We start from the raw sequence: 25,030 nt of genomic DNA, 5'->3' as shown, positions 1-25,030 counted from the left end.
CATGATGATGATACTCTAGGCACCCAACAGGTACAAGCCGCCATTCGAGCCGGATACAGCGAGAAAACGTCCCGCTCTATTGCTCAACGATTGTTGACAAATGTTGACATTCAAAACGCGATTTCTGAGGCGCAAAAGGCCAGATCCAAGCGGACCCAGATCACGCAAGATCGCGTGCTTCAGGAATTCGCTAAGATAGGCTTTTCCGATATTCGAAAACGGTCAGGGTTTTGTAACCAATCCGCGCGCGAGGCAGCGACCTTTGTAATTCTGCACAGGCCCCGGAAAGTATCCCTCCGGTGGAGTTTTTAATTACGAAAAAATTACCCTAAATCATGCAAAAACAATGACTTGGCAGAAATCACTAAATCCTATTCAAGCGGCCAGTTGCGTTTGATTTAATCGGACTGGAATTGTTTGCTGCTAACAGCGACAAGCAGCATAATCTGCACTGCTGATAACAGCACGGCTGAGCAAAGAGAGGTCACTGAAATCCAACCTCTGGCATGCTGCTAACAGCGGAGATAACAGCAAACAAAAGCTATACAGGCTGAATGGGCAGCAGATGGCCCATTTTCAAATCCGTCTATTCAACGGGCTTGGGTTGGCGCGAAACAGTTTATCCTTCAACCTGTGCCAAAACATCCTGCACCAGTCGGTTAAGACTGATCCCGCGTGCTGCAGCAATCTCAGCTGCCCGTGCATGAACGTCTTCTGGTAGCCTCACAACAAACCGGCCTGAATAATGCTTCACGGGATCAATGCCTTTCTCAGCACACATCTCCATGAAGACACGGAGGGAAGTTTCCCCTTCCTGCTGAAGGCCTGCCACACTATCTGCGTAGAAATCAGCCCCTCCGTTCAGTCCCAGAAACTCACCCCGGAACATCCCGATTTCAGGATCAAACTGAATAACAGCCCGATGGCCGCCAATTTCCATTACGTTGTTCATGGCGTCACTCCATTCTGCTCAAGCCATTTTCTTACAGAGGCTACAGCACCCTTGTCTGTATCCGGTTTGGGGTGAGGTCTATGAAACACCTTTACCTCATCAAACAGGAACACCCCTATGCGGGAGCCTTCTCTTTCAGACACCTCCGCCCCTAGGGAAACAAATAAAGCTTCAATGTCTGCCCATGGCACATTGCCCGAAACAGGACGCTTGAAAATCAGTTCCAATGTGCGGCGGTGCTTGGCTTTCATGTCTTTTTAGATACTATATTTTAGTATCATAAGCAATTGAGAACATAGAAGCCAACACAAAATATCTTTTCAGAATGGCACCCCAATGACGCTCCGGTAACACTGGTAACACAGGCAATTTTCTAAGGTGTTACCGCCTACCATAGTGAAAATCGGCAGTATCCTGCGGGTTCTAATGTGCGGTAACACCGATAACACCAGTAACACCGGAAAAATGATATACTGAATGGCACTGACGGTCATTCACGACACTGCGCTGCCCATGCCTCCATCAGCGGACGTCGCAAATCCAGAAGGTCACTCCGAAAATAAGCCGCCTCTACTTTGCTCTTTCCAGCATGAGCAAGTGCTGCCTCTGCTACCTCACGCGAGCAAACTTTTGTCTCCCCAGCCCAATCTCGGAATGTGGAACGCAAACCATGCACAGTCACCTCTTTGGTACCAGCAGCATGATGCAGAGCCTTACTGACGGCTACATCTGAAAGAGGCCTTCCCCTCTTTGCGCCAGGAAAGAGAAGATCTCCAGCAACCGCATCTCTTTGCGGCAAGACCTCTTGCAAGACTTTTACTGCATCACCAGACAACGGGACTCTATGCTCTCGCCCAGCTTTCATTTTTTCTGCCGGGACAACCCAAAGAGATTCAGAAAGGTCAATTTCAGACCACACAGCATTACGAACCTCTCCAGAGCGTGCCGCTGTTAAACAACAGAACCGAACGGCTTTAGCTGCCATACCGTTAATTGACTGAAGAGCTTTCATAATTTCTGAAATGTCTTTCCATTCCGCTGCTTTGTGATGTTGCACCTTAGTAATTTTGGATGGTGCTGGAAGCATGACAGAAAGATGCCCGCGCCATCGAGCTGGATTTTCTCCATCACGCCATTGCTGCACACGTGCATAATCCAGAATGCGTTCTATACGCCCGCGTATGCGCCCTGATGTTTCAGTTTTTTCTGTCCAAATTGGACGGAGGGCTGTGAGCACATCTTGAGTATCCACATCACAAACGCTCTTTTCACCGAAAATAGGAAATACATGTTGCGTAAGGGATGAAGTCCACACCGCAGGAGAGCGATGATCTTTCCACGCAGGCGTCTGTGCCTTGATGTATTGGGCTGCCACCTCTGCAAACGTAAGCCCCTTTTCCAACTCACGCGCTGCTTTTTCCTTTTCCCGTTCAATAATTGGATCCAGGCGGTTTTCAGTCATGCCGCGACACTTTGCAGCCTTTTCTCGCGCATCAGCCAAAGACAGTGAATATGCACTGCCCAAACTCATCTGACGGCGCTTGCCTGTGACTGGAGATTTAAAACGAAACTCCCATAGCCGAGAGCCACCCGTCACAACGAGCCACAACCCACCTCCGTCACACAAATCCCCACTTTTATGCCGGGATACTTTCAAGGCAGACAGTTGATTGGGAGGAAGGCGACTCATTGATTTTACCCCTCTTGTTACCCCCCTTAACAACTGGAATTGGGAGGAACGCCCATGAACGACCGTGGACTCTCAGTGAATTAACACCTTAGAAAATATACACATTTTGGAACGTCAGGGAACAACGTGGGACGCTCATTTGAAAGAAACTCCCTCCACCATCACCTAAAAATCCTTATATTTCAATGAGTTACACACTACCAAAGGTAGCAAACTGCTACTCAATCGGTAGTAGTCGGTCGGTAGTCCTTCAATGACCAAGAAGGCTCCTAGCGATATGCACGGCTTAAAATTAACAGGTGGCAACGCCTATTCAGCCCGCCTCAGTATCCCTAAAGACCGCTGGCAAGATGTAGGCCGTGTTTACAGCACCAAGTCAGGGATAAAGCAGGAGATCATTCGCTCCCTGCAAACCAGAGACCCAAAAGAAGCCATAAAACGACGTGATAAGGCCCTTGCAGAAATGAGGGCAGAAGTTGACCGCCGCTTAAAACTCAGGCTGGCCTTAAACCCCTGCATGGCGATTGATGCCCCGAATGGGCCACTGAGGACAAACTTGTGTCTGATGTGCCAGAAGCCACAAAAACAGGGATCAACGCGCATTGAACTGGCGGAAGTTACCTCGCGTCAGTCGACTATCAATGCCATTCATAGCGCCTTAGAGGCCGTTGGCGTTGAATTCATCGCTGAGAACGGTGGTGGAGCTGGAGTTAGGTTGAGGAAAGACAGCGCGTAATAGTCATGGTTTATAACTGGTTCATAATAGTCATACTGACCATCATGCTTGCTGGCTGTGCGCAACAACCTCACCATCGGTCTGGTGATACGTCTGCTTGCATGAACTACCGCTCCATGATGACCGCCCCTATGCCTCCAGAAGCCATGCAGAGGCTACAGAAGCAATGCGAGGACTCCATGCTGGCAGCAACAACTACGCCCAGAAGATATTGAAGGCGGTCATGATATTACGAACTGTCATCCAGCAACGACGAGAGAAGGACACAGCCGAATGAGAGAGTTAGCTATATGCACTGTTTCCCTGTGCGCTATCGCTTTCCTGCTGATGGCAGCAATCATCACACTGGCTCCGGAACCCTCCGGCGATGGCTTCGAACAATTGATAAAGGCAGCTTCTCGCTTTTTTTCGGTGGCTGATCAGTTGAAGCTGTTAGACTGAACAAGAGATTCTCAAGTTCTTCATAAGGGATACTTAGCTCTCTTACGATGTCAGATCGGGTAAGTTTCTGCGCCCAAAGATCTTCCAGCACCATTTTCCAAAGCTCTGAAGTTTCGCGTGCCACGCTGTCCAGCTCGCTACTCCCGAAATTCGTCCTGATTTGGATGTTAAATGTCCGATACTGCCAGCCGGTAATTAGACCAAGCTTATGCAGGCGATAAGTCAACTCTACTCGCATTTGGTGGCGTGATAGGTAAGTTCCTCGAACACCACTAACAAACCGAGGGACGCCAACCCTTCACCCCTCTGAATTGAAAGGATAGGCAGAATGCTCAGCAACAAAACGCTTATATTCATTTTCGTTTTGGCAGCAATTATTGGAATTTCTGTTGGGTTTTTCTTTGGATATTTTTACCTATGACGCCTGAACAATTTATAAAATGCCTAGACATTCTGGGGATATCTATGCGCAAACTGTCCGAAATATTAGGAACTCACAATACCACGGTTCAAAGATGGTCGAAGGGCAAGCAATTAATCCCCAACAACCTTGCTGAATGGCTAGAGGCGCAAGCTAAATTTCGCCTCGAACATCCTCTTCCAAAAGGGTGGGAAGAAAATCGCGTTCCTTCTCAAGAGGAGCTATGAAGCCCTCCTCGGCCCCTTCATCCAAGTATCTAGCTCTTTCATCCGGGCGGTCTTCTTCTGATGGTCAGTGAACCTCTATTATGGCACATCAATGCTGCGTGTTGAGCATGTCTTTGCCGATCAGAAATCACAAACGGGACTGTTCATACGCACCGTAGGCATAACACGAGCCGCCATAAGGATCGGGCTGGCCAATATCGTCTATAATATGCGCCGATTTCTATTCATCGAGAGAATGAGCGGGAGCGCGTAGCAATCCAGAGGATGTTAAAAGATATTACTTTCTTCAGATCGCCATGTCGGATCATCCAGCCTCAGGCCGGTCTGAGCGCTGTAAAGATCATTATTCTGTTCCAGCACGACAAATCGATCTCCAAATACCTCTGGATGCAGAAGTGTGCAGACACCCGCCATCACCAGCTTCATGCGTACATCAGGCGGCACCGGAACACTGTAATGCTGTAAGATCCGCAAAATTCTCGGTGTAGGATATGGCATGAATTGCAATTGTTTCACCACCTGTGCGGCATCTTCATCCCACTGAATAATCACCGGAGCAAGTGCAGTATCAATCATGCGAAATGCAGATGCAATCGTGGCAAAAGGCAAGTTCATACCAGATGCCGTGCGTTGGACAGCAGGAAGAATGGGATATTTTTCTCCGGCCTTACCTGACTTGCCTGAAGGAAGAGTCGCCGCGTCAAGCGCCTCGTAACCCTGATTGAAGTAAAGCTCCTGATAATAAAGATGCATCCCTTTCAGACTAAGCGGATCCACCCCTTTGCGACGAATTGTTCTAGTCGCCTGCCAGAAAGGAAGCATGGAACGAAGAATACGTAAATTTTTCTTCTGGCTACTACTGTTTCCCTCGTCCTGATCAACTGTTTTCCGAGCGTCAAGAGATTCAAAAACAACTGTACGCCCCAGCCCGTCCAACCGCCCTTCCCGATTACAACGACCAGCCGCCTGTGCTACAGAAGAAAGACCTGCGGCTGCGCGCCATACTTCTGGAAAGTCTACATCCACACCGGCCTCAATCAGGCTGGTTGAGACAAGTCGCACCGGCTTTTTCTGTTGCAAGTCCTGTCTGATTTCCGCCAGAACCTGACGACGATGCATGGGACACATCAGGGTTGTCAGATGTCGGGCACCAGGCAAATTGTTAATTGTCTCAAAGAGTTCCTGAGCATGGGCCCGCGTATTAACAATACAGAGCATTTGCGGACAATCAGAGAAACGTGCCGCAATCTCTTCATCCGTCACAGGCTGATCAAGCCATTCAACCGTCACGCGTTTAAGCGTGGCATAAAGCCGCTCAGGGTCAGGCGCAAGTTCGCGCTGCTGATCAATATCAAACCCTTGCGCCGGTCCATTTTCAAGAGCAGGTAATGCTGCGTCACATTTACGCAAAGCTGGCTGTGTGGCCGTACATAACACGAGGCTTGTGCCGTAGTTTCTTGCCAGTTCGTCAAGAGCTGCCATACAGGGTCTTAGCAACGAGACTGGAAGTGTCTGCACTTCATCCAGCACGACCACACTCTGTGCAATGTTATGCAGTTTTCTCAGGCGACTTTTCTTCGCAGCAAACAAACTTTCAAAAAACTGCACGCTGGTTGTAACAATAATGGGGGCATCCCAGTTTTCTGCATCACGTCGTAACTTATCCAGACCCTCGCGCCCTTCATGCTCACTATCACGTTCTGCATCAGGTGCGCGCTTTTCCCATTCAAATCCGGAATGATGCTCCAAAATATCGTCTGGGCTTTTCAAAACATCTCTAAAAATTTCGGCTGTTTGTTCAAGAATGGACGTATAGGGGATAACATAAATCACCCGACGCAATCCGTGCTTCAGCGCATGTTCTAATGCAAAACTGAGTGACGTCAGTGTTTTCCCGCCTCCCGTCGGGACGGTCAAGGTAAACAGGCCCGGAGCAAGAGACGCTTTACCAACCGCGTGCTCCAGAATTTCAGCACGCAAACGGTTGAGAGGAGTTGCCTGATTACAACGTGCTGCCATTTCAGCACGTAAGTTTTCAAGATGTTTACGTGTGATCTGCCCGCCTCGTGCCGGGAGCGGTAATCCTGCGGCTTCAGCATAAAAACGTTCAGTTTCCAGACAATCTGCATCTGCCAGAGCTGAAAAAAGCATATGTGTTAGAAAAAACTCCCGAAACCCTGGATAATCTGGAGCGGGCTGAAAAATTCTTGTCGGTTTCAGGTCTGCCTGTTCCGGAAGTTTCAGACCTAAAGAACTCCATCGACTGTAATCAGGTATTATACGCGACGTCGGGTCCAGACGCTCATTCAGTGGCGTAGGACTCCATCGCTCACTCTGGAATGCATTTGTCAGGCCTGCGTGATGACCTGCCACCACAAACGCAATCAAGCGTCCCCATATCTTACCATAGCGCGCTACCGCTTCCCGTGCGCCTGCTGTGCTGTGATCTGGACCTTTGGCTGCCTGCTTGCTGATATAATCCTGATACTCTTCGGACGCCTTGCCAAGATCATGCAACAATCCAGCAGCTTCCGCCAGAACAGCACATCCAAAAGGGGATGCAAATCTGGCAGCACAGCGTGCAACACACTCTAAATGCTCAAGAAGCGGTTCCCATCCCTTTTTATCTGGAGTCTCTGGCAAAGAATGAGCGTACAGCATCCGATACTCTTTTCTGTCTTGAGCGTATTCAACGTAAGGCGTTGTTTTGTTCGCAGGCATGGCACACACAACATACCACCACTACACATGGGGCAGATCGCAGACCGTCTCCTGCGCCTCGATCTCGTAATCCGTGATGAACTCGGCTATCCACGCTCCCGCACGGGGAGCGACTCTCGGATGGGCCTGCCGCCATCACTGCACTGTATGTTTCTATCCACGCTCCCGCACGGGGAGCGACAAATAGCACCCAACGATCTTTGTAGTAGAGCGGGTTTCTATCCACGCTCCCGCACGGGGAGCGACGCGATCTCTATATCGTATCCGTTGCGGGCACCACGTTTCTATCCACGCTCCCGCACGGGGAGCGACATGCTAAAGATTTGCTCCGGCAGGGGATAGACCCGTTTCTATCCACGCTCCCGCACGGGGAGCGACCCACGGGCATCGCGGCCTTGATCTACTGGCCTGAGTTTCTATCCACGCTCCCGCACGGGGAGCGACCAACGCCCAGACAGTAGCTGCACCCAGCGTGTTGTTTCTATCCACGCTCCCGCACGGGGAGCGACGCCATCATGGTTGCTGGAAATTACAAGCGCTCCAGTTTCTATCCACGCTCCCGCACGAGGAGCGACCCGATCTAACGAGTACCCAAGGATGTTCACATTGGTTTCTATCCACGCTCCCGCACGGGGAGCGACGCCACGGCGTAGCCTGTACCGCCACTCGATACGGTGTTTCTATCCACGCTCCCGCACGGGGAGCGACGGTCATGATGCAGCCCCTTAACATCCAGCACGAGGTTTCTATCCACGCTCCCGCACGGGGAGCGACATGCCTTTCACGAAGTTGTCCCGGTCTTCGGTGGTTTCTATCCACGCTCCCGCACGGGGAGCGACTTCTGATTTCAGGTTGGGATCTCGCCCAGCCCCCTGTTTCTATCCACGCTCCCGCACGGGGAGCGACTTCTGCCCCCATGCTGGCTGATCTGGGCGTGTCCGTTTCTATCCACGCTCCCGCACGGGGAGCGACCCCGCTATTTTGTTAACTGATTATGACGGGAAAAACCATGTGTTCTGCGCGAACCCTGTCGATTGAAGTCACATCACAACACCAGCACACCAAAGGTCCAAATATTTCTTTTGTTTTTCAATATGTTACGAAGTGCGCGATCCTCCCCGGATTTCACCAGCCGATCACAGTTCGCGCAGATACTCTGATCGGCAAAATAACTTCGGTTATTCTATCTGAAAATATCGCTCAGAAACCGCTTGCCACTGGTTATTTGCAGGAATGTTCAGGTTTCAAAAAACAAGCGTGCCATCAAGGTCCAGTACTGGTTTTGCCCCTACATGCTCTACACGTTGACGCCCTTTAGCACCAAGTTGATAAAAGCGCAGGCTATCTTTTGCAGAATCAGCTTCATCAAGAAGGCGCGCGCGCAATTCTGCCCATTGCGCCGGATCGACCTCACATTCAAAAACAGAATGCTGAACACGCTGACCATAATCGAGGCACGCACGCGCAACCCGGCGCAGACGTCTGCGACCAGCAGCATCTTCTGTATTTACATCATACGTTATTAAAACAAGCATGACTATTTCCAGATAAATGCTGGATATGCATCCAGTTCTCCACGCAAATAGCGTGATAACAACAACGCCTGCATGTGCGCGACAAGACCGAAGGTCATCGTTTCTCCTAAAAATGGATGGCGGATTTCTTGCTTCTTGCGCTCCTGCCATGCTGTCAGCACCGTTTTACGAGCATCATCATGCAACGTAATTCCACCCCCTTCATGGCACGTAAAATCGGCTGCACGCACCTGTGCACGATTGATCAGATTAAGGGCAAGCCTGTCTGCCAGAACAGGCCGGAATTCTTCCATAAGATCCAGCGCCAGACTGGCACGACCGGGGCGGTCTGCATGCAAAAATCCAACCTGCGGGTCTAATCCAACGCTTTCCAGTGCTGACCGGCAATCATGCCCCAAAAGGGCATACAGGAATGAAAGCAATGCATTAACACGATCCAGCGGTGGCCTTCTGGAACGACCACCGAACTGAAAAGCAGGATCTTCAGAACGGATAAACAGGTTAAACACACTAAAGTAAACTCGGGCGGCCTCCCCCTCTATTCCCCGCAAACTGTCCATGTCCGTAACTTTAACAATCCGGCGCGTCGTATCTGTCAGCCAAGCTTCAGCGGCCTGAAGGGCCTTCTGGCTCGCTTCAGGGGAGGATGCGCCGTAGTCTCGCAAGACACGCCGTATAACTGTCCGTTGATTGGCAACCTTTGCAGCCACGATATACCGGGCAATCAAGACACTTCGGGTATTATCGTCTGCCACCCGATATTGTGCGCGCCGCAGCAGAACATTACCTGACCTTGGTCCTTCAACCCGTGCCAGAAAACGTCCGATGGGTGAAAGATAGGAAAACGCAATGCCGGATTCCGCACACGCGGCCAGCAAAGCCGGAGAGGCACCAATACGTCCAAAACACATAATCCCCTCCAGTAGATGCAACGGCGCACGACCACGCTCCTTGCCCTCCACCTCGACAACGATATTCGCGCCATCCTTGCGTAGCCAAGCATCTTCTGTTGTCACGTAGATTGTGTTCAGGTGTTTGCGCATCGTGTTCAGTCTTCCAGATTTTCGAGAAACCATTTCTCAACACAAAGAGGTTTCTCCAGACGGCGTGGCTGACAGATCGCTTCAAGAGAGCAATGTTTGCACCCCTTGTTCCATACAGGCTGTGGGGTCTTACCTGCCGCCAACATGTCCTGCACTTTTTGTGCAGTTTTCTGAGTCAAATCCCGAAGATCCTGATCAAACTGCACGGTCGTGCGGCGATGAGGACGATCGTAAAACAACGCCCCTTCTGATACCGCACAGCCAAACATTTCTTCCAGACACAAAGCCTGTGCGCAAAGCTGAACTTCATCAGCATGATGCGGCTTAGGACTACCCCTTTTATATTCTACCGGATAAGGAATAAGGGTACTACCAGTCCCATGCAGTTCTACAGCATCGGCTTTTCCATATATACCCAGAGCAAAAGAACGTATCGGCAATGTGCGGAGCGTGCGCACACCACGTTTCCGGTCTGGCACACCAGAATCAACACGCTCATGCAGCAGCCGTCCTTCTACAGTTGCGCCGTTTTCAGCCCATTGCTGCTCTATATGGATCAACGCACATTGTCTGGGGCAAAATAGATAATGCTGCAAAGCCGAAACAGGAACAAGATTTTCCTCATCCTGCCTCTGGTCAGGCTTTGGCATCATGACGGCTTAACGCTCGATAATCTCAACGCCGTCGGGCAGGTTTTCACGATCAATCACCACCGCATAATCATTCCAGAAACGAGCAGGTGGCCAGTTATCCATCTTTGGGTTCTGAGCAGAACCGTGATCAACTTGATAACTGGACCCCTGATACGTACGAAAGGTTTTGACACGATCAAACAGATCCTGTGCCCGTGCATTCCCTAATTTGCTGGCGTGTTTAAAAACAATCAGCTTACGTGCTGACATTTCACCTCGGGCTGCAGAATGGTCAAGTTCAAACATATTTAGCAGAGCCGACCACAGTAATTCCAAATCTTCTTCGGAAAAACCTGTTCCTTTGACAGGATGGGACGCAAGAGGAGCAGATACAAAGCCATGAACACGATATGCACCATACGGCACAATATGTTTACGCCCCATGGTGCGACCACCCTTTTTCTCAGCATCGGCTTCTGTTGTCGCTGCCATCCGGGTGATGGAAATTTCCAGTGGAACAATCGGTTCAACTGATCGGGCAAATGCAAACTGCACGGGCCCGCGCACCTGTCCGGCATTAACAGCCGTCGTCATAACCGCGCCAAAAGTGCGGATATCCCAGAAATTTGCGCACATCCACTTTGTAAGAGCCAGAGCCTTCTCGGTCTCCTTGGGCAGCTTTTTCATTTCCTCATCTTTGGTCACGTCTGGCATAACCGCTGCCCAGGATTTTTTATTCTGTACGTTCAGCGTTGCTCCTTCGCTGACGTAAATTTCAAAACCGGGATCACCCTCTTTTACCGCCGAAATGTAGTTCCGGACTTTCCGCTTGAGCGCAACATCCGAAACAAGACCTTTATTGGTTTCCGGGTCAAGCCGCGGTAAATTTCCTGCATCCGGATCACCATTCGGATTACCATTTGTCACATCAAAATAGAGAACAAATTCGTAGCGGTTTTCTACAGGTTTATTCATGCGTCTTCGTCCTCTTGATCATTCTCAATTTCAGGCAACGACTGGTTACTTTTCTGACCAGCAAGCTTAGCGGAGCGCTGATGATAATATCCGAGTGCAAATTCACCCTGCTGTTCCAGATGCAAAGAACGAGGAAATGAAGAAGGCTCTTCAGGAGAAATTTTATTAAAAATCTCCTCCAGTTCTTTTTCAATAATCACTGACCAGCCCGCAAGTTTTTTACGCACAACTCCAAGATGATTTTGCCCGTTACGAATAATCACGGGAAAAACGCTGGCAGGCGTAGCCGAAGCTGCGCCAAAATACTTATCACGCATGGAGGTATTCACCCCACCCAGCGCAGCACGCTGAGCAAGCTCATAAACCGCAAAAAGACGGCCTAGCTGGTACCCGATATTCGGGTAATCCCGGTTAAGGCTCACGGGCACACTCTCCTTTTCTGAAATAGTCGGATTGATCTTCCGTTTCATACGCTGCAACACAGCTCGTGCTGCGGCGGCATGCCAGCCAGTTGGGTCATCTCCTGCGCGCAAACGCATGATAACGGAGGAAAGCCATGTACGGGGGTAGGCTCTCCCCGTCAAAATTGCATTCAATATATCCGCAACGAGACGCTTTGGAATATTATCTGCCTTTTCCAGCATCGCTGTTGTTTTTACAGCCAGCAAGAAAGGCGAAGGCAAGTTACGCCACGGAGCTGGTTCTACTGCAATATCCTGATAATGCATGGCTAGATTGCGGGCAAAGGCATCCAGCGTGTCACACAACCAAAACCGCACGGAAAGTCTAGCAGCGTTAGGCGCCAAACCCAGTACATAAAAACGCGTCCCCTCCCCCAGATCAGGCCTTATGGTATGAAGCGCTTCACCCCTTGAAACTCTTTTAAGAGTTTCAGAAACTTTTTCGACTTCAGCATCATCTTTATTATCAGAACTCAGAGCAATCGCACCGAACGCGTCTGCCGCTTCTGCTGCCTGTCTATCAGACGCTTCTGCCCAGAAAACGACCGTTGTATCGCCTATCGGTCGGGCAACGCGATTCAAACTACCGCGCTGAAGCATACTATTCAGCGCAGCACCATAGCGGAATGCCGCACCTTCGGACGTTGGGGCATTTTCACCCTGCGCTTTACCGTAGGATGTGAACGCATCACAGTTAAAAGAAACCAGAGACGCTCCTGCAATCTGCGCGCCTTCAACACCTTTAATCGCAGGATGCAGTCGGGCTGGCTTGCTATTCTCCCCTGTTACGAGGCAAAAGATCCTGTCTTCAGGCCCATCGGCCTCAAGGGCGCGTGCCTCTATGAGTTTTCTGGCTGCGGGACGCTCATGGATATAGCGGGCATCTCCATCCAGACGAAACATGATATTCGCGTCCAGCATGTCAGTCTGAAAAGGCTCTGACTCAAAGCGTTCTGGTGACCAGTTTTCTAAAAATGCCTTTAGCGCCAGAAGTCCTGCATCTTCCACTCCCGCGATACGCTCAAGATTTTTTTTTACGAATGCGGCGTGCTCCTGCGCAGTACGCTTACCTGCTCCCGCAGTTTTGCCCAATACGTAAGAACTTTTATCCCAGAGAAAATTCGGAGAAATGCCTGCCGTTCGTTTCACTTCTGCGGGCACCATAAAAAACCGGTTTGCAGGTTTTTTCCCCGACTGGTCGCGCAAATCCATAACATCTACCGGATGGCCGCTTTCATTAAGAACAATAGCCCATCCGAACTTTACCTGACTCCAACCCAATGCTGGAGCATTCTGCATACGATCATAAAACCTGACCAGAGCCTGCAAAATCCCTTGCTGAATCTGCTCTGTCATGCCGCCAGTTCCGGACTATCAAACGGTGGAACATCTATGATGCCATTATGAATACGTGCCCTGAAAAACTTTGAAATTTTCCCATTCGTAAAGTCAATGTCATGTAGCATCCAGCCAAGATCCACATCACCAGCAGCTTGTGTCTGTAACAGAAAATCAGAATGAGGGAGGGCTGCCTCCTCTGGTAAAAGCTGAAATTCAGCGGGAAACTCTCGCGTCCCAAGGCACGGCCGGTGGAAACACTGGCCGCGCTCAGCCCGTCGGTTAAAGGTACTAATGTGTTTAGCGGGATTATCGTCCGGGCCAGCACGATCGGTCATGGTAAAATGCGCTTCGACAACATATGCCACATCCAGCAAAATCATCGCTGCACGCTGTTGACGATTTTCTTCCGCAACAAGACCCAGTCCCGCCGTCGTGCCTGCTTTCATCGCGGTCGCGGCATTTCTGGCGTTTGCCTTGGCACTTACCTCATTCCGGCGAAATGATCCGAACTGGATAGGCTTGAGCACATGAATACGATCAATATGCCAGCGAATAGCCGGCTTCCAATGAATAGCCTCCAAAATTCCCCGCGCCGCAGACGGCGTTATAACGTCATAAGAAACACGCTCAGCTTTGAGTTCGGGCCTGGTGAAACAGGCACGCTCTCCCCAGATATGTAATCTGATCCCCATAGAACCTCTCTATAACCTGTTCCCTATATGTCCCTTAGGAGGGTTTACCAGTTTTGAAGAATTGTAAAATCTCTATTTTTAGAAAAATCTGAACCAATATGGTTCTTTTAGAAGGCTGTTGAAAAATCGGTGGCGTCACCGATGCGGGCGGGGCATCCACTTCGAACTATCTGCGCCATTGCGGACAATGCGCTGCTCGCGCTGTCAATGGTCTTCGCAGCACCCTATTCTGGAATGAGCCGCCCCTCGATCGCACCGGCGATGCTGCTTCGCGCAATGCACCGAGCATGTCTTACTATTCGTTACGCTTGGAACGGCTGGAGTTTGACCGGCTATTGGGCGGCGAGATTGCCGTGAAATTTCTCACTCCAGTCCTTGAGCTACCACACGTTCGCCGACTGTTCTCAAGTAATCACTTCAGCGTCGAAGTGGCTTTGTTGCACAATTCGTTGATTGAGAGTGTTGAGCGCTTGGATCGTCTATTATCCACCTGACGGCGCATGTGAGCGAGATTCCGAGCGCGATAGAACGACGCAGTATGGCGATACGGACGTGAACTTCGGCGATCTGACGGTCGAAATCCCACGCTTCTTCAGCACCGCGTTATAGGAACGTCAGTTCGTCGTTCGGTAGCGAGTAGGAGGTGGTTTGCTCATGCCTAAAAAATGCCGGTTGGGACGCCCAAGCTACAAAACAAAGTGGTGCTTAAGCAGCTATTGTTGTCACAAACTCAACCTTCTCCGCTCCAGCCAGAGAAGCTGCTGCTACTACGGGTGTTTATTTAATTCACCATGCACAACTTGTTGACACGGCAGATAAAATATTCCGCCATTTTAAATATTCATAATTTGTGATTCTTAAAGAACAATCACTGTAAGCAAATGGCCGCCAGAGCAATCAACTAAAGATAAACTTACCATATCTTTAACAGATATTGGCGGCATGCACCCAATACACCTCAGTCTACATCAGGTCAGCCATAGACTGGCCTGCCGTAATATTGATAATTGGCTTAAGAAGACCCAAACGGGAACCAAGACAGGTATTGAAGATATACCTCAGAAAGGGGAACTGTCGTCATCGAGAGTGCCAATCGGCAGCGCAAGACTGCGCGGCACATTCAAGTTACACTTATCAAATAAAGAACACAATGGAATGAGTTACTATGTCCAAACTGTTAAACTATACCACTCGTGATATTCTCAACATGTTTCCGCGTCTCACTAATCTGGGTGCCAGCTCGTTTGGCGAGGATCCTGAGTTCTTTGGCGATACGCTGTTCGAGGTCATTGAAGATGCGCCGCAGGGTCATTTCCTGTCGTTCAAGCAGCAGGCAGTCAACGAATTAAGGACGTTACTGGCTTATAGCGATGTAGATCTCGATCGCGTCAGTTGGGCTGTTCTTGGTATGAACCCCATGGCGGATATTGAAGAACCACCCAACTGGGGCAGTTTTCCAAGCCTGCGGGCATTCTGGTCAGCCGTTCTACACGCTTTTGAAAATGACCCCGAAGTGCGGGCAGGAAAAGAGATTGACCGCAACGTGTAGGAGCCGGGCATTCACCAACATGGAATACAGAAATGTCTGTTTCCATGTGTTGGCGTTCCAAAAGCAGACTATCCGCTTCCCTCAAAGCTGACATTTGAACTATCGAAGATAAGCCCCCGCTCAGTTCCACATAGGCGGATATACCGCTTAACTGCTGCGGCGTATTACGGACATGTAGGTAGGCACCTAACCCGAGTGTAAGAGCATCTCCCGCCAGAATCATGCCTCTTTGGGAATCAACAAAAAGCACCGTAAAACTGCCATTTAAGGCCAAATTCCCCAAAATTGGGAATCACCTCATATGTTAATTTGTCAATATCCGGCCTGCGCCATCTTGGCATTCATGAAAATGCACCCGTCCCAAAACGCAGGTAGCCTTGGGCTCTTAGGGTGCCATCTTACATGTCGGGGTCAATCTCTTTTCCCGCCCGCACTTCGGGATCATTTTCAAAAGCGTGCAGAACGGCTGACCAGAACGCCCGCAGGCTTGGAAAATTGCCCCAGTTGGGTGGTTCTTCAACATCCGCCGTGGGGTTTATGCTGAGCACAGCCCAACTGACACGATCGAGGTCTACATCGCTATACGCCAGTAACGTCCTTAATTCGTTGACTGCCTGCTGCTTGAACGGCAGGAAATGACCCCGCGGCGCATCTTCAATGACTTCGAACAGCGTATCGCCAAAGAGCTCAGGATCCTCACCAAACGAGCTGGCGCCCAGATTAGTGAGACGCGGAAACATGTTGAGAATATCACGAGTGGTATAGTTTAACAGTTTGGACATAGTAACTCATTCCATTGTGTACTTTTTTGACAATTGTAACTTGAATGTGCCGCGCAGTCTTGCGCTGCCGATTGGCCCTCTCGATGATGACAGATCCCCTTGCTGAGGTATATCCGTCAAACTGGGTTACTTTTCCATCTGCGGCGTTCTTACGCCAGCAATCAATCTTGGGGCCGTTATCCTTGAGCATTTTGTGAATAGCACGTTCGGCGTCTTCCTTCGATGTGAAGAATGAAACGATAGGGCGTTTAACCACACACAGATGTTCGACATGCAGGCGTAAGCCGACACAGCTAGAAAAGCCATACGGCCTCTAGCCATAGCTTAGGGACTTGGCGCATAGACAAAAGCGTAAAAATAATTGCGGGGAACACAGTAATAAAAGAGCCGCCATTCCTCTTTATGCGTCTCCTTTTAAAAACCTCTCCCAAGCCTATAGCCTCCAAGTCTGCAATGTTGGCCCCAAAACCCCTATTGCCTACCAGATTGCCTGTGCTTTTCCAGAAGCTACCTTCAAAAACCCTTGGAGCCATAGTGGTGGGTTTGCTTGATACCGGCATACGGCACGTATGCGATCGATGATGTTGACCTCATCAAGTTTTCCAAAATCATGTATCTCTGGATTAACGTGGTTGAGGAAATTTTCAAACCTATGGTATTTAATGCGCAGGCATTAAACTGGAGACAATCGTATTCGCAATCACGCGTTTTTCATGAATGCGGCTGGTGATCTGGAGCTGGGGGTATCTTGCAGCATTACTGGACTGCTTAATAGACAGAATAACATTTCAAGAAATATAATTTATCATTCTTCAAGATATAATTTCAATTTCTATCGTTTTTAAACCAAGAGAAGCTCATAACGATGACAAAAAAAAGCATAGAGAGCACTCCCCCACTAGATGCACCAGAAAGCAGTCAAACAGACATAACGCAATCTTCCATGATAAGACTCAACGCTTATACGCGCTTGATTGCTCTTCAGACCGGCCTACAAATCCTGTATTGGGACGCACAAACCAAACATGACTTCAGCTATTCCGCCTACCATGATGATGACCTGATCTATTTTGGAGCCTACACAGGCGGAAATTCTCATATGGCAACACGGTGTTGGGATGGGTTGACAACTTACGATACCCTAAGCAGGCCCGATGATGCCTATGTTGCATATCGTCCTGGATGTCGCATTGATTTTACAAAAACAGCCGGGGCCGGAACTGGCGTAACAATCACACTCAGCCCCACAACTCTGGCCAGCCTGTCAGCTGAAGATGCAACATGTCTTGATCAAAAACTGCGTTCTGGCCATTATTTTAATCAGGTTCGTGGCGGACGGCAGCTTCTTTCTTTTGCAAATGCATTACGAAGCGTAGGCACAAGCCCTAAACAGCCAGGCAGCCAGTTGCAAATGCTCGGACAAAGCCTGTCTTTTATGGGGTCGCTCATTGAACAGATCTGCCATATTACACCTCCCAATATCTCGTTATCCGAGCGCGAAATACGCAGATTGAACGATACCCGCGATATGTTGCTGGCAGATCTTGCATCGCCACCCCGCGTGGATCAGCTTGCCCGTCATGCGGGAATGAGCGTCTCACGCTTGCAACGACATTTTCGTATGCTGTTTGGCAGTACCATCTACGCACTTTTTCAAAAAGAACGCATGCACGAAGCTTACCGCCAGCTTGTTAAAGATGATGAATCCATACTAACCATTGCAACACGGCTAGGTTATGCAAATCCTGGGCATTTTTCAGCAGCGTTTCGTAAGCAATTTGGCATCAATCCTTCCGAACTCCGGCGGATACCTCGTCTCAGGCGATAACTACGGCGCCTCCTGAATTTAAATCTGGTTTTCGCCAGAACATCTGATGTGCCATGCGCTCCACGATATGAGGCGGCAAAATCAATCGTTTTCGACTGGCCACCACACTTTGGTGCAGACAATGCAAGCCTGGAGTGCCAAGTGCGGCATCAAATGCAGCAGCATCCGGTGTTTCTATATGCTCGAAATTATATGCAAAAGGACGAATACCCAAGAGTTGAGTGAGGCGCTCCATGACAAATCCAGGTTCCCTAACGAACCTGTCATAGTCTACAAAAATAACTTTATCCGAAAATGGGCCAAAAAATACTTCTGTTAGTAACCGCCACGCATAACCGAAGGCCCCATCACGCGATACGAGGTAATCAATACGGTCATGCTGATTTCCTCGATGTGCAATCGGCACCAACTGTGATCCCAACAAAGGGTCCCGTGTGATAAGATGTTCAAACGAGTTAAGTATCCAGACAGGATCACGCACACAACAGATAATCTTTGCCTGCGGATAAAGACTATTTAGCAATCCAGCGTGCGCGCACCATTCCCGATTGATGTCTAGCATGACATGATTCTGGGCACCGGGGTTTAAATAAGAACGAACAATACCCCGCATCAATTGCTGCCATTGTCCGTTCTTGAATTCTGTCCGGTATTCTCCCTCACTCATAAGAGACATTATCCGAATGAGCATTGGCATTACGGGCGTGTTGTGACGTGCAGCAATGATGTGAGGATTTTGCCGCAGCAGTGCTGCTAAAAGAGTAGATCCAGATCTAGGAAGACCTGAAATGACATGAACAGAAGATGATGAATCAGACATACTGCTTAAATGAATGAATATATTTGTGCAGGTCTCCCCGAAAAGAGGATTTGAGTACCCCGGAAAAGCAGAAATCTTACATCAGCATGCGCTACGTGCGGCTTTCGTGGATGCCGTGTGTCTTCGCCATATGCTGCTTGTGATGATGCGAAACATGTGCTGGCAATGGCTGACGATGACCATTTAGAAACGATGATACAGCAGTCATGGCCCAGAAGCCCAGAAAGCAGAGGATTATCAATGCAATGCCTCTTAAGCGGCGCCACATGCGCCACGCGGCATATTCCCTGCGGCACAGTCGATCGAATTTACGCTGGGGAAGCCAGCCTTCCCGGTCTTTGCGCGGTTCAACCAGTGATCCGAAAAAACGAGAGCGTCGAAATTTCCCCATCCACCTGTTCCTGAATAGTAATCAGACCGGAAAAAAGGGAGAAGTCATTGTGCTTTGTCCCCACAGATTAAGGCAGAAAAATATCTGATCGCTCCACTTATCGCAACCAAGAGCCGCGTGAACAGATAAAAGCGCTTTGCTCCGCCCTCATGTTGGAAATGTGCAAGTGATTAAAAATTTCTCAAAACGAGACATTGGTGGCGTTCAGCCAGTCTATTTCCCACTTGGTATCCGCGCGCGGTTTTTGCTACATATTAAATACAGTTCCGGCAGTGCTGCTCACTGATCCGGACTTTCCAACAAAATCATGATCCTCTCCAAAATTGCTATGGCAAGGATCAATCACGCCACGCAAAGCCCCCTGACCCGGCGGGCTTTTTGTGTCTGCATTGCAGAACACATCATATCGAATACCAACGCATCAGCATCGTCAGACGCTATCTGCCAAACCAGAAACCCCCTAACCGGGCCAAAGGTCTGGCTACATGCTGATTAACTTTTTAGCTTACCTGTGGCATCAAGCCACAAGAAATGAGGAAACATGTCTGGCTCAAACTGTACCTGTAATCCGTCCTACACCCGGTCACCGTCAGAATCGTCACGTGCTCCCAGCGCGACTAAGACATCGCTTCAAGGACGCGGTTTTTATTGAACGCCATGAAGAGCAAAGGGGTGTCAGCAACCATCTGCACTGGCCGGGCGGGGCGTCTGGAGTAACGCTTGGACCTGGCTATGACATGCGCGACCGTTCCCGGGCGGAGGTCGAGCAGAAATTGCGGGATATCGGCATCAACTCTAGTCTGGTGTCTCGCGTGGCAGCGGGTGCTGGCCGCGTGGCGAAGCGGCCAGAAAGTTCGCACGGGATAATAAAAATCTCGTCAATCTGACGGACGATCAGCAGAGACGCCTTCTACAGGTCAATCTCCCGAGCTATGAGGCGATCGTTCGTCGGGGCATCCATGTCTACCTGACACAAAACGAGTTCAATGACCTCGTCTCGTTCGTCTACAATCCAGGACGAGGTTGGCCGGGTGTCCGTGCTGCTATCAACAGCGGCGACAAACGCAAGGCCGTACAGATAATCGAGAAGCAGGTGCGCTCGAAAGGCAAAATCATGAATGGTCTGGTCAAAAGACGGCACGACGAGGCCATGCTTCTACTGGAAGGACGATATTAATGATCCGCGCTATCCTAAGTCTGATTTGCGCCCTCTGTATCGGCGGTACCGCCTACGCGGGCGCTAGGCCGGAGTCCCTAGAGGAGCTGACCTACAATCTCAGCACGGTGCTCAATGAGGAGCTCGATGGAAAAGCGTTTCTCAATGGGCGGTTGATCGTGCGCGTCGAGCGTGTTTCAACCTGTGTGTCAGCGGTCTGGACCCGAAGCAGCGGCGACGGATCGCCGCTGCGGCGCGACCTGCTGGAATGGAACAAAATGTTTGATGGCGATCCTTCGAACGATGACCGGTTTTACTATTTGACGTTCGTCTATACTGACCATCGGAGAGATGATGTTGTGTCCATGCCTCTTACGGCGCATCCGGATCGTTTTGAAGATACGGCGGGTGTCTACCTCCCATCGTGCCAACCGAAGCAGCGTCATCGCAGGTGACGATCTTTTTTCCACTTTACAACAAGCCGGAATCAACCCTCCTTACAGCCGTCCAACTCGTTTCAACCATCATGAGGAACTAACTGACGACACACCCTAGTGATGTGCGCGTTGCGTTCACTTGCGCCTTATTTTAAGTGCTTCAAGCCTGATGTTTTATTTGAAGCGGCATGCTTCATCCACTGTAGGCGCTTCGGCCAACTGAATCACCATCAGCGTTACCGGGCCGGATGTCACATTCCCGCCCAAGTGTCCTTTATGCCCCTGCGCATCAGGGAGTGTCCTTTGATCTTCACCTAAAGATATATCCCCCGGCCCCATTTCAACACGTGTGCCATCCATTGCCTGAACAAACCACGTGCCTTGCAGTGGAATAATCCACTGCACCTTGGGATCAGTATGCCAAACACCGTTCCAATGGTCGGGCTGCACTGTTGAAATAATCCGGGCTTCTCCTTTGAAAAGCTCATCTGACCATTGAGGTGCCGCAGGCTTGTTCATTGTCTTGAGAGTATAATGATGGAGTGGGCACTTTGTCATATGGCTTACGCCGTTATGATCCGCCCAGTTATGCCAGTAATAGGTGGTGGGCGGTTTTTCTGGCTGATTCTGGCCCGTATTCTGAGCGCACACAGTATTTGCACTTATAGGCAGAAGACCAACAAGCACCAGTCCGGCAATTACGCGCTGCACCATGCTTCTCCCCTACCTGTTAACGTATAAACACCTTATCGGCCCACAAGTTGCTTTTACAAGGCGACCGCACATAAGCGGAAACATCGCGTTAACGCTCTATCCTCTTGATAAAGAAGATCATCCCCAATCTTCAGGCCAGATATTGACAACATTGGCTAAGGCATCAGTTGTTTTTGCTATCAGCAGAGATGCTACAAACCCTATTACGGTCATTTCCATAATGAATATCATCACAACGCTTCCCAGTCCTATCCCACAGAGATAGCGTTCCTAGACCACAGCAGTTTCGATCACATTCCACATAGCTGATATACCTCCGCCAGAATTATTCAGAATCTTTCCAATTCATCGAATGATTACGCACTGGCACCACCTCAACACTGTAGCGCGCCATATTTTTCAGGTTCTTGTACCTTGACGTGCATTGTGTTGCGCAGTGCAATCCGCGCCATCGTCCTGAACTGAAAATATGGAACACACCCCACATGCAATATTATGGTGCGCCAGAAACACAGGCACTTTTACCATTCCCTGCATTGGTGAACATGCTGGCCCGCACCGTGCGCGATTACGCAAACGGTGCCATTACCTGCCCTCCGCGCACCGTTGTTCCTACCCAAGATGGCAATGGCACGCTCATGTGTATGCCAACCGTGGCGGAAGATTTGATTGCCACCAAAATACTCACAATTTTTGGCAACAATCCTGCGCTCCACCTTCCCACCATACAGGGCATCATTACATGCGCAGATGCACATAATGGGCGCTTCCTTTTCAATCTGGATGGCCCCACCGTAACAATGCGCCGGACATCAGCCATAAGCATGCTGGGTATACGCACATTTGCTACTGGCGCAGTCAATCGGGTGTTGCTTATTGGCACAGGCACCCAAGCCTTTGCGCATGTAGAGGCGCTCTGCGCCCTGTATCCGGGCATCGAGGTTATTATCCGTGGCCGCACCCCAGAACGGGCAGAGCATTTTTGCAGGCAGCACGCAACGCACTTACTGACACTACACCCAGAAGCCCCCAGAGAAACTCCGTTTGACGTTGTGATAACCACCACAGCCAGCACAACCCCCATTTATGATGGAAAAGCTGATCCGCACTGCCTTGTTATTGGCGTAGGCGCCTACCGCCCCGATATGGCAGAAATTGCGCCACAGACTGTACGTGCCAGCCAGCTTTATGTGGATGACCCCGTTGGCGCGCCAACAGAAGCCGGAGACATTCTGCAAGCAGGCGTAAACTGGAACAATGTGCACGCACTGGCACAAGCACTGGATACGCCCCCAGACCCAACGCAGCCCGTGTTCTTTAAATCCGTTGGATGCGCAGTATGGGATCTGGCAGCTTGCCGCGTAGCGCACACCATGCTGTAAGCCGCTTTTTGCAGCCAAGCTTCCACTCTATTTTGGCTGCATATTCCACAGCATAGCATTTATTAACGTAAAGCCCCGTGACCTTTTGGGGTTACGAAGTTACGCTTACCGTTACCCCCTTGATAAAGCTTAGGAGAGCAGCCGTGACGCTTCTTAAAACCCTTACCCATCGGCATACCACCAAAGCTTACGATAAAACCCGCAAAATTCCGGCAGATATCTTTGCTCAGTTACTGGAAGCGCTGCGCTATAGCCCTTCTTCCGTAAACTCTCAGCCGTGGCATTTTTTTGTTGCTGATAATGATGAAGGCAAAGCCCGTATTGCCAAAGCCACCAGCGGCCCGTTCGCTTTTAATCTCTCACGCGTTACAGATGCATCCCACGTTATCGCGCTCTGCGCTCGCACCAGCCTGCCCGCCGAATACCTCCAGACCATTACCGATCAGGAGCAGATAGACGGACGCTATGCAGATGACGCCACTAAAGAGTCCATTACCAAAGGGCGAAACACCTTTGTCGGACTGCATGAACAGGAAGGCGATCTAACGGCATGGACACAAAAGCAGACATACATTGCACTCGGCTTTCTGCTTCTTTCAGCCGGGTTTCTGGGGGTAGATGCAACACCTATGGAAGGGTTTGATGCCGCCGTTTTGGATAAAGAACTGGGGCTGAAAGAAAAAGGGCTTACCCCCGCTGTTCTGGTTTCTCTCGGTTATCATTCCGATGCAGATTTTAACGCCAAGCTGCCCAAATCTCGCCTATCGGAAAAAAGCCTGTTCACACGCCTCTAAAATTTTATGGTGGAGGGCCTGCTATACGCAGGCCTATCCGCCGTAATTTATTTTAGCTTGCCGTTTCAACAAAAACTTTCAACTACTTTCAATAGATACTCAAAAAATACTTTGCTACGGAAAGCCAAAGTATCTCCCTGCCTTTCCGTAGCACGCAACTTCAAGCAGAGCTGTGGCGTTACTTATGCACAATTGCATGATCTCAAGAACATGTAAGGGAAAAAATGAAATGTGCACAGAGGAACGAAGATACATTCTACTATGGGTATCTGGTGCTTTTTTAATGGCGCTTTCATTACCCCTAACCTTAATGGTAATTATTAAGGATGCCATGCTGCGTGCGAACATACCGGTGCATGATCCGCACAGTATAAGCTGGCTGAAACCCATATGGGACGCCCTGCCCGATACCCGATCATGGGCTGTTTACAGCACATCTGCCTTGGTAATGTTCACCCTTGTAGGGTTTGTTATTGGCTGTGCGCTTATGTCTGTTGCTTTCCGGCATTTAATTGCCATGCAGCAGAAAACCAAGGAATCCCGTTTTCAGAAAAACATGAAGAGATTCCGAAAGTTTTCTTAACCGTTCTCCATTAGCCGCTTATAACAAGCCTTACGGCAAAAATAATAAAAACCAAGGCCGTTAACCCATCCAGAACACGAATAACAAACGGGTTAGTAAGAAAGCGGCTAAAGAACAGTGCTGTAAAGGCCAATGTAAAATACCATGTCAGTGTTAACACAGCCTGCACCACAGTCAGTAAAAGTGCGTATGTTACGGCGTTAACATCTGCAGGAATAAACTGTGGAAAGGCTGTAAGATCAAACACCCCAACAAGGGGGTTTAAAATTGTGGTAAACACCCCACGCCGGAAGCCAGACCAAAATGCCTTGGGGGCCTTATTTTCGGAATCCGTTTCTGTCTCTGGCGTGGAACGCAGGACATTAACCAACAACCGAAAAGCTAAAGAGAGCAGATATCCTGCGCAGGCCCATTCCAGCACAAGATACAATGTATGAGATGCCGCAATAAGCGCACTTAACCCAACTGCTGTGCCAATCCCCCACAAGGTAAGGCCAGCAGCAATGCCAAGCACCGCACCAATAGCGGTTGTACGCCCTACACTGATGCTTAGCCGGATAATAAGGGCCGTTTCCGTGCCCGGTGTTAAAACAAGAACACCCCACGCAGCAGCAAACGCCAGTACAGGAAGGAAAACATGCGGCATAACTATCCGGCTCTCCGGTTAAAGGTTTGGAGGCGTCCTAAAGGAGAAATCGGAAAAGGTGAACAGCCTGCAATAAAAAAC

Annotated in this window: 28 protein-coding genes and 3 pseudogenes; 15 read left to right on the top strand and 16 right to left on the bottom strand. The window is 49.8% G+C overall.

Translation table 11 applies throughout. The features are described from left to right. Positions 1-90 precede the first annotated feature (90 nt). On the top strand, positions 91-312 hold the full coding sequence (locus tag DS739_RS04390; protein WP_231621244.1) for a terminase small subunit: 222 nt from the start codon (positions 91-93) through the stop codon (positions 310-312). 307 nt (positions 313-619) lie between these two features. On the opposite strand, the gene DS739_RS04385 is transcribed toward DS739_RS04390, so the two are convergent. The 3 genes from DS739_RS04385 to DS739_RS04375 all read right to left on the bottom strand — a co-directional run bounded on the left by DS739_RS04385 (position 620) and on the right by DS739_RS04375 (position 2,642). Further along, positions 620-952: a type II toxin-antitoxin system HicB family antitoxin gene (locus tag DS739_RS04385; protein ID WP_006116153.1), complete on the bottom strand. Its 333-nt coding sequence runs from the start codon at positions 950-952 to the stop codon at positions 620-622. Continuing rightward, positions 949-1,203 (bottom strand): type II toxin-antitoxin system HicA family toxin, encoded by a 255-nt coding sequence (locus DS739_RS04380; protein ID WP_006116155.1) that lies wholly within the window; start codon positions 1,201-1,203, stop codon positions 949-951. The genes DS739_RS04385 and DS739_RS04380 overlap by 4 nt, the downstream gene beginning before the upstream one ends. A 239-nt stretch (positions 1,204-1,442) precedes the next feature. Beyond that, positions 1,443-2,642 (bottom strand): phage integrase central domain-containing protein, encoded by a 1,200-nt coding sequence (locus tag DS739_RS04375; protein WP_035353178.1) that lies wholly within the window; start codon positions 2,640-2,642, stop codon positions 1,443-1,445. Positions 2,643-2,895: 253 nt separating this feature from the next. Here DS739_RS04375 and DS739_RS14635 point away from each other — a divergent pair. The 5 genes and pseudogenes from DS739_RS14635 to DS739_RS04355 all read left to right on the top strand — a co-directional run. Further along, positions 2,896-3,063, top strand: a pseudogene (locus tag DS739_RS14635) (hypothetical protein); the annotation flags it as partial. A gap of 144 nt (positions 3,064-3,207) precedes the next feature. Continuing rightward, positions 3,208-3,378, top strand: coding sequence for an XRE family transcriptional regulator (locus tag DS739_RS14630; RefSeq protein ID WP_369870688.1), 171 nt, complete (start codon positions 3,208-3,210; stop codon positions 3,376-3,378). Between the two features lie 273 nt (positions 3,379-3,651). Next, positions 3,652-3,819 (top strand): hypothetical protein, encoded by a 168-nt coding sequence (locus tag DS739_RS14140; protein ID WP_157772570.1) that lies wholly within the window; start codon positions 3,652-3,654, stop codon positions 3,817-3,819. Positions 3,820-4,236: 417 nt separating this feature from the next. Then, entirely contained in the window at positions 4,237-4,467 is a 231-nt protein-coding gene (locus DS739_RS14135) for a hypothetical protein (protein WP_139018867.1), read from the top strand. A gap of 82 nt (positions 4,468-4,549) precedes the next feature. Next, positions 4,550-4,720, top strand: a pseudogene (locus DS739_RS04355) (IS5/IS1182 family transposase); the annotation flags it as partial. A 14-nt stretch (positions 4,721-4,734) separates the two neighbouring features. Here DS739_RS04355 and DS739_RS04350 read toward each other — a convergent pair. From DS739_RS04350 to DS739_RS14625, 8 genes and pseudogenes are all read right to left on the bottom strand, one after another. Further along, a complete protein-coding gene (locus tag DS739_RS04350) occupies positions 4,735-7,128 on the bottom strand; it encodes a CRISPR-associated helicase/endonuclease Cas3 (protein WP_035353176.1) in 2,394 nt (797 codons plus the stop codon). A gap of 1,304 nt (positions 7,129-8,432) precedes the next feature. Then, on the bottom strand, positions 8,433-8,723 hold the full coding sequence (cas2, locus tag DS739_RS04345) for a CRISPR-associated endonuclease Cas2 (RefSeq protein WP_006116159.1): 291 nt from the start codon (positions 8,721-8,723) through the stop codon (positions 8,433-8,435). Positions 8,724-8,725: 2 nt separating this feature from the next. Further along, the gene (gene cas1c / locus DS739_RS04340) at positions 8,726-9,766 is read right to left on the bottom strand and encodes a type I-C CRISPR-associated endonuclease Cas1c (RefSeq protein WP_035353173.1); all 1,041 of its coding nucleotides are present in this window, start codon (positions 9,764-9,766) and stop codon (positions 8,726-8,728) included. Positions 9,767-9,771: 5 nt separating this feature from the next. Next, on the bottom strand, positions 9,772-10,419 hold the full coding sequence (gene cas4 / locus DS739_RS04335) for a CRISPR-associated protein Cas4 (protein ID WP_006116162.1): 648 nt from the start codon (positions 10,417-10,419) through the stop codon (positions 9,772-9,774). A 6-nt stretch (positions 10,420-10,425) separates the two neighbouring features. After that, positions 10,426-11,373, bottom strand: coding sequence for a type I-C CRISPR-associated protein Cas7/Csd2 (gene cas7c / locus DS739_RS04330; protein WP_006116164.1), 948 nt, complete (start codon positions 11,371-11,373; stop codon positions 10,426-10,428). Further along, positions 11,370-13,190, bottom strand: a complete 1,821-nt coding sequence (gene cas8c / locus DS739_RS04325; protein ID WP_006116165.1) for a type I-C CRISPR-associated protein Cas8c/Csd1 — start codon at positions 13,188-13,190, stop codon at positions 11,370-11,372. Before cas8c ends, cas7c begins: the two co-directional genes overlap by 4 nt. Then, positions 13,187-13,867 carry a type I-C CRISPR-associated protein Cas5c gene (gene cas5c / locus DS739_RS04320; protein ID WP_006116166.1) on the bottom strand — a complete coding sequence of 227 codons (681 nt, stop codon included), beginning with the start codon at positions 13,865-13,867 and terminating at the stop codon, positions 13,187-13,189. The genes cas8c and cas5c overlap by 4 nt, the downstream gene beginning before the upstream one ends. A 492-nt stretch (positions 13,868-14,359) precedes the next feature. Further along, positions 14,360-14,455 (bottom strand): annotated as a pseudogene (locus DS739_RS14625) (IS5/IS1182 family transposase); the annotation flags it as partial. Positions 14,456-14,582: 127 nt separating this feature from the next. Between DS739_RS14625 and DS739_RS14620 the strand changes: the two are divergent. Then, positions 14,583-14,714: a hypothetical protein gene (locus DS739_RS14620; protein ID WP_369870686.1), complete on the top strand. Its 132-nt coding sequence runs from the start codon at positions 14,583-14,585 to the stop codon at positions 14,712-14,714. Between the two features lie 318 nt (positions 14,715-15,032). Continuing rightward, positions 15,033-15,416, top strand: coding sequence for a hypothetical protein (locus tag DS739_RS04310; RefSeq protein WP_006116167.1), 384 nt, complete (start codon positions 15,033-15,035; stop codon positions 15,414-15,416). Positions 15,417-15,814: 398 nt separating this feature from the next. Here the strand turns inward: DS739_RS04310 and DS739_RS04305 are convergent, their stop codons facing one another. Next, a complete protein-coding gene (locus DS739_RS04305; RefSeq protein WP_006116168.1) occupies positions 15,815-16,198 on the bottom strand; it encodes a hypothetical protein in 384 nt (127 codons plus the stop codon). Further along, positions 16,167-16,388: a hypothetical protein gene (locus DS739_RS04300; RefSeq protein ID WP_052055173.1), complete on the bottom strand. Its 222-nt coding sequence runs from the start codon at positions 16,386-16,388 to the stop codon at positions 16,167-16,169. Before DS739_RS04300 ends, DS739_RS04305 begins: the two co-directional genes overlap by 32 nt. Positions 16,389-17,063: 675 nt before the next feature. Between DS739_RS04300 and DS739_RS04290 the strand changes: the two genes are divergently transcribed. Beyond that, positions 17,064-18,026: a helix-turn-helix transcriptional regulator gene (locus tag DS739_RS04290; protein ID WP_006116169.1), complete on the top strand. Its 963-nt coding sequence runs from the start codon at positions 17,064-17,066 to the stop codon at positions 18,024-18,026. On the opposite strand, the gene DS739_RS04285 is transcribed toward DS739_RS04290, so the two are convergent. Next, a complete protein-coding gene (locus DS739_RS04285) occupies positions 18,016-18,846 on the bottom strand; it encodes a sulfotransferase (protein ID WP_006116170.1) in 831 nt (276 codons plus the stop codon). The two genes, DS739_RS04290 and DS739_RS04285, sit on opposite strands and share 11 nt — an antisense overlap. A 1,128-nt stretch (positions 18,847-19,974) precedes the next feature. On the opposite strand from DS739_RS04285, the gene DS739_RS14130 reads away from it, so the two are divergent. From DS739_RS14130 to DS739_RS04270, 3 genes are read left to right on the top strand one after another with little or no spacing between them, the layout of a single operon-like run. Continuing rightward, a complete protein-coding gene (locus DS739_RS14130; protein WP_156100444.1) occupies positions 19,975-20,124 on the top strand; it encodes a hypothetical protein in 150 nt (49 codons plus the stop codon). Beyond that, positions 20,121-20,414 carry a glycoside hydrolase family protein gene (locus DS739_RS14615; RefSeq protein WP_114012460.1) on the top strand — a complete coding sequence of 98 codons (294 nt, stop codon included), beginning with the start codon at positions 20,121-20,123 and terminating at the stop codon, positions 20,412-20,414. Before DS739_RS14130 ends, DS739_RS14615 begins: the two co-directional genes overlap by 4 nt. Continuing rightward, positions 20,414-20,848 (top strand): hypothetical protein, encoded by a 435-nt coding sequence (locus DS739_RS04270; RefSeq protein WP_035353980.1) that lies wholly within the window; start codon positions 20,414-20,416, stop codon positions 20,846-20,848. Before DS739_RS14615 ends, DS739_RS04270 begins: the two co-directional genes overlap by 1 nt. A 156-nt stretch (positions 20,849-21,004) precedes the next feature. Here the strand turns inward: DS739_RS04270 and DS739_RS04265 are convergent, their stop codons facing one another. Continuing rightward, positions 21,005-21,544: a hypothetical protein gene (locus tag DS739_RS04265; RefSeq protein WP_006116171.1), complete on the bottom strand. Its 540-nt coding sequence runs from the start codon at positions 21,542-21,544 to the stop codon at positions 21,005-21,007. 485 nt (positions 21,545-22,029) lie between these two features. On the opposite strand from DS739_RS04265, the gene DS739_RS04260 reads away from it, so the two are divergent. From DS739_RS04260 to DS739_RS04250, 3 genes are all read left to right on the top strand, one after another. After that, complete coding sequence (locus DS739_RS04260; protein WP_035353983.1) at positions 22,030-22,926, top strand: delta(1)-pyrroline-2-carboxylate reductase family protein; 897 nt, start codon at positions 22,030-22,032, stop codon at positions 22,924-22,926. A gap of 143 nt (positions 22,927-23,069) precedes the next feature. After that, complete coding sequence (locus DS739_RS04255; protein WP_035353985.1) at positions 23,070-23,720, top strand: oxygen-insensitive NAD(P)H-dependent nitroreductase NfsB; 651 nt, start codon at positions 23,070-23,072, stop codon at positions 23,718-23,720. A gap of 229 nt (positions 23,721-23,949) precedes the next feature. Further along, a complete protein-coding gene (locus DS739_RS04250; RefSeq protein WP_035353987.1) occupies positions 23,950-24,303 on the top strand; it encodes a hypothetical protein in 354 nt (117 codons plus the stop codon). A gap of 10 nt (positions 24,304-24,313) precedes the next feature. Here DS739_RS04250 and DS739_RS04245 read toward each other — a convergent pair whose 3' ends face one another. Further along, complete coding sequence (locus DS739_RS04245) at positions 24,314-24,949, bottom strand: LysE family translocator (protein ID WP_006116176.1); 636 nt, start codon at positions 24,947-24,949, stop codon at positions 24,314-24,316. Positions 24,950-25,030 lie beyond the last annotated feature (81 nt).

The sequence above is a fragment of the Acetobacter sp. JWB genome (assembly GCF_003323795.1).
GTDB classification, from domain to species: Bacteria; Pseudomonadota; Alphaproteobacteria; order Acetobacterales; family Acetobacteraceae; genus Acetobacter; species Acetobacter oryzifermentans.
This window is presented reverse-complemented; position numbering and strand designations above follow the sequence as displayed.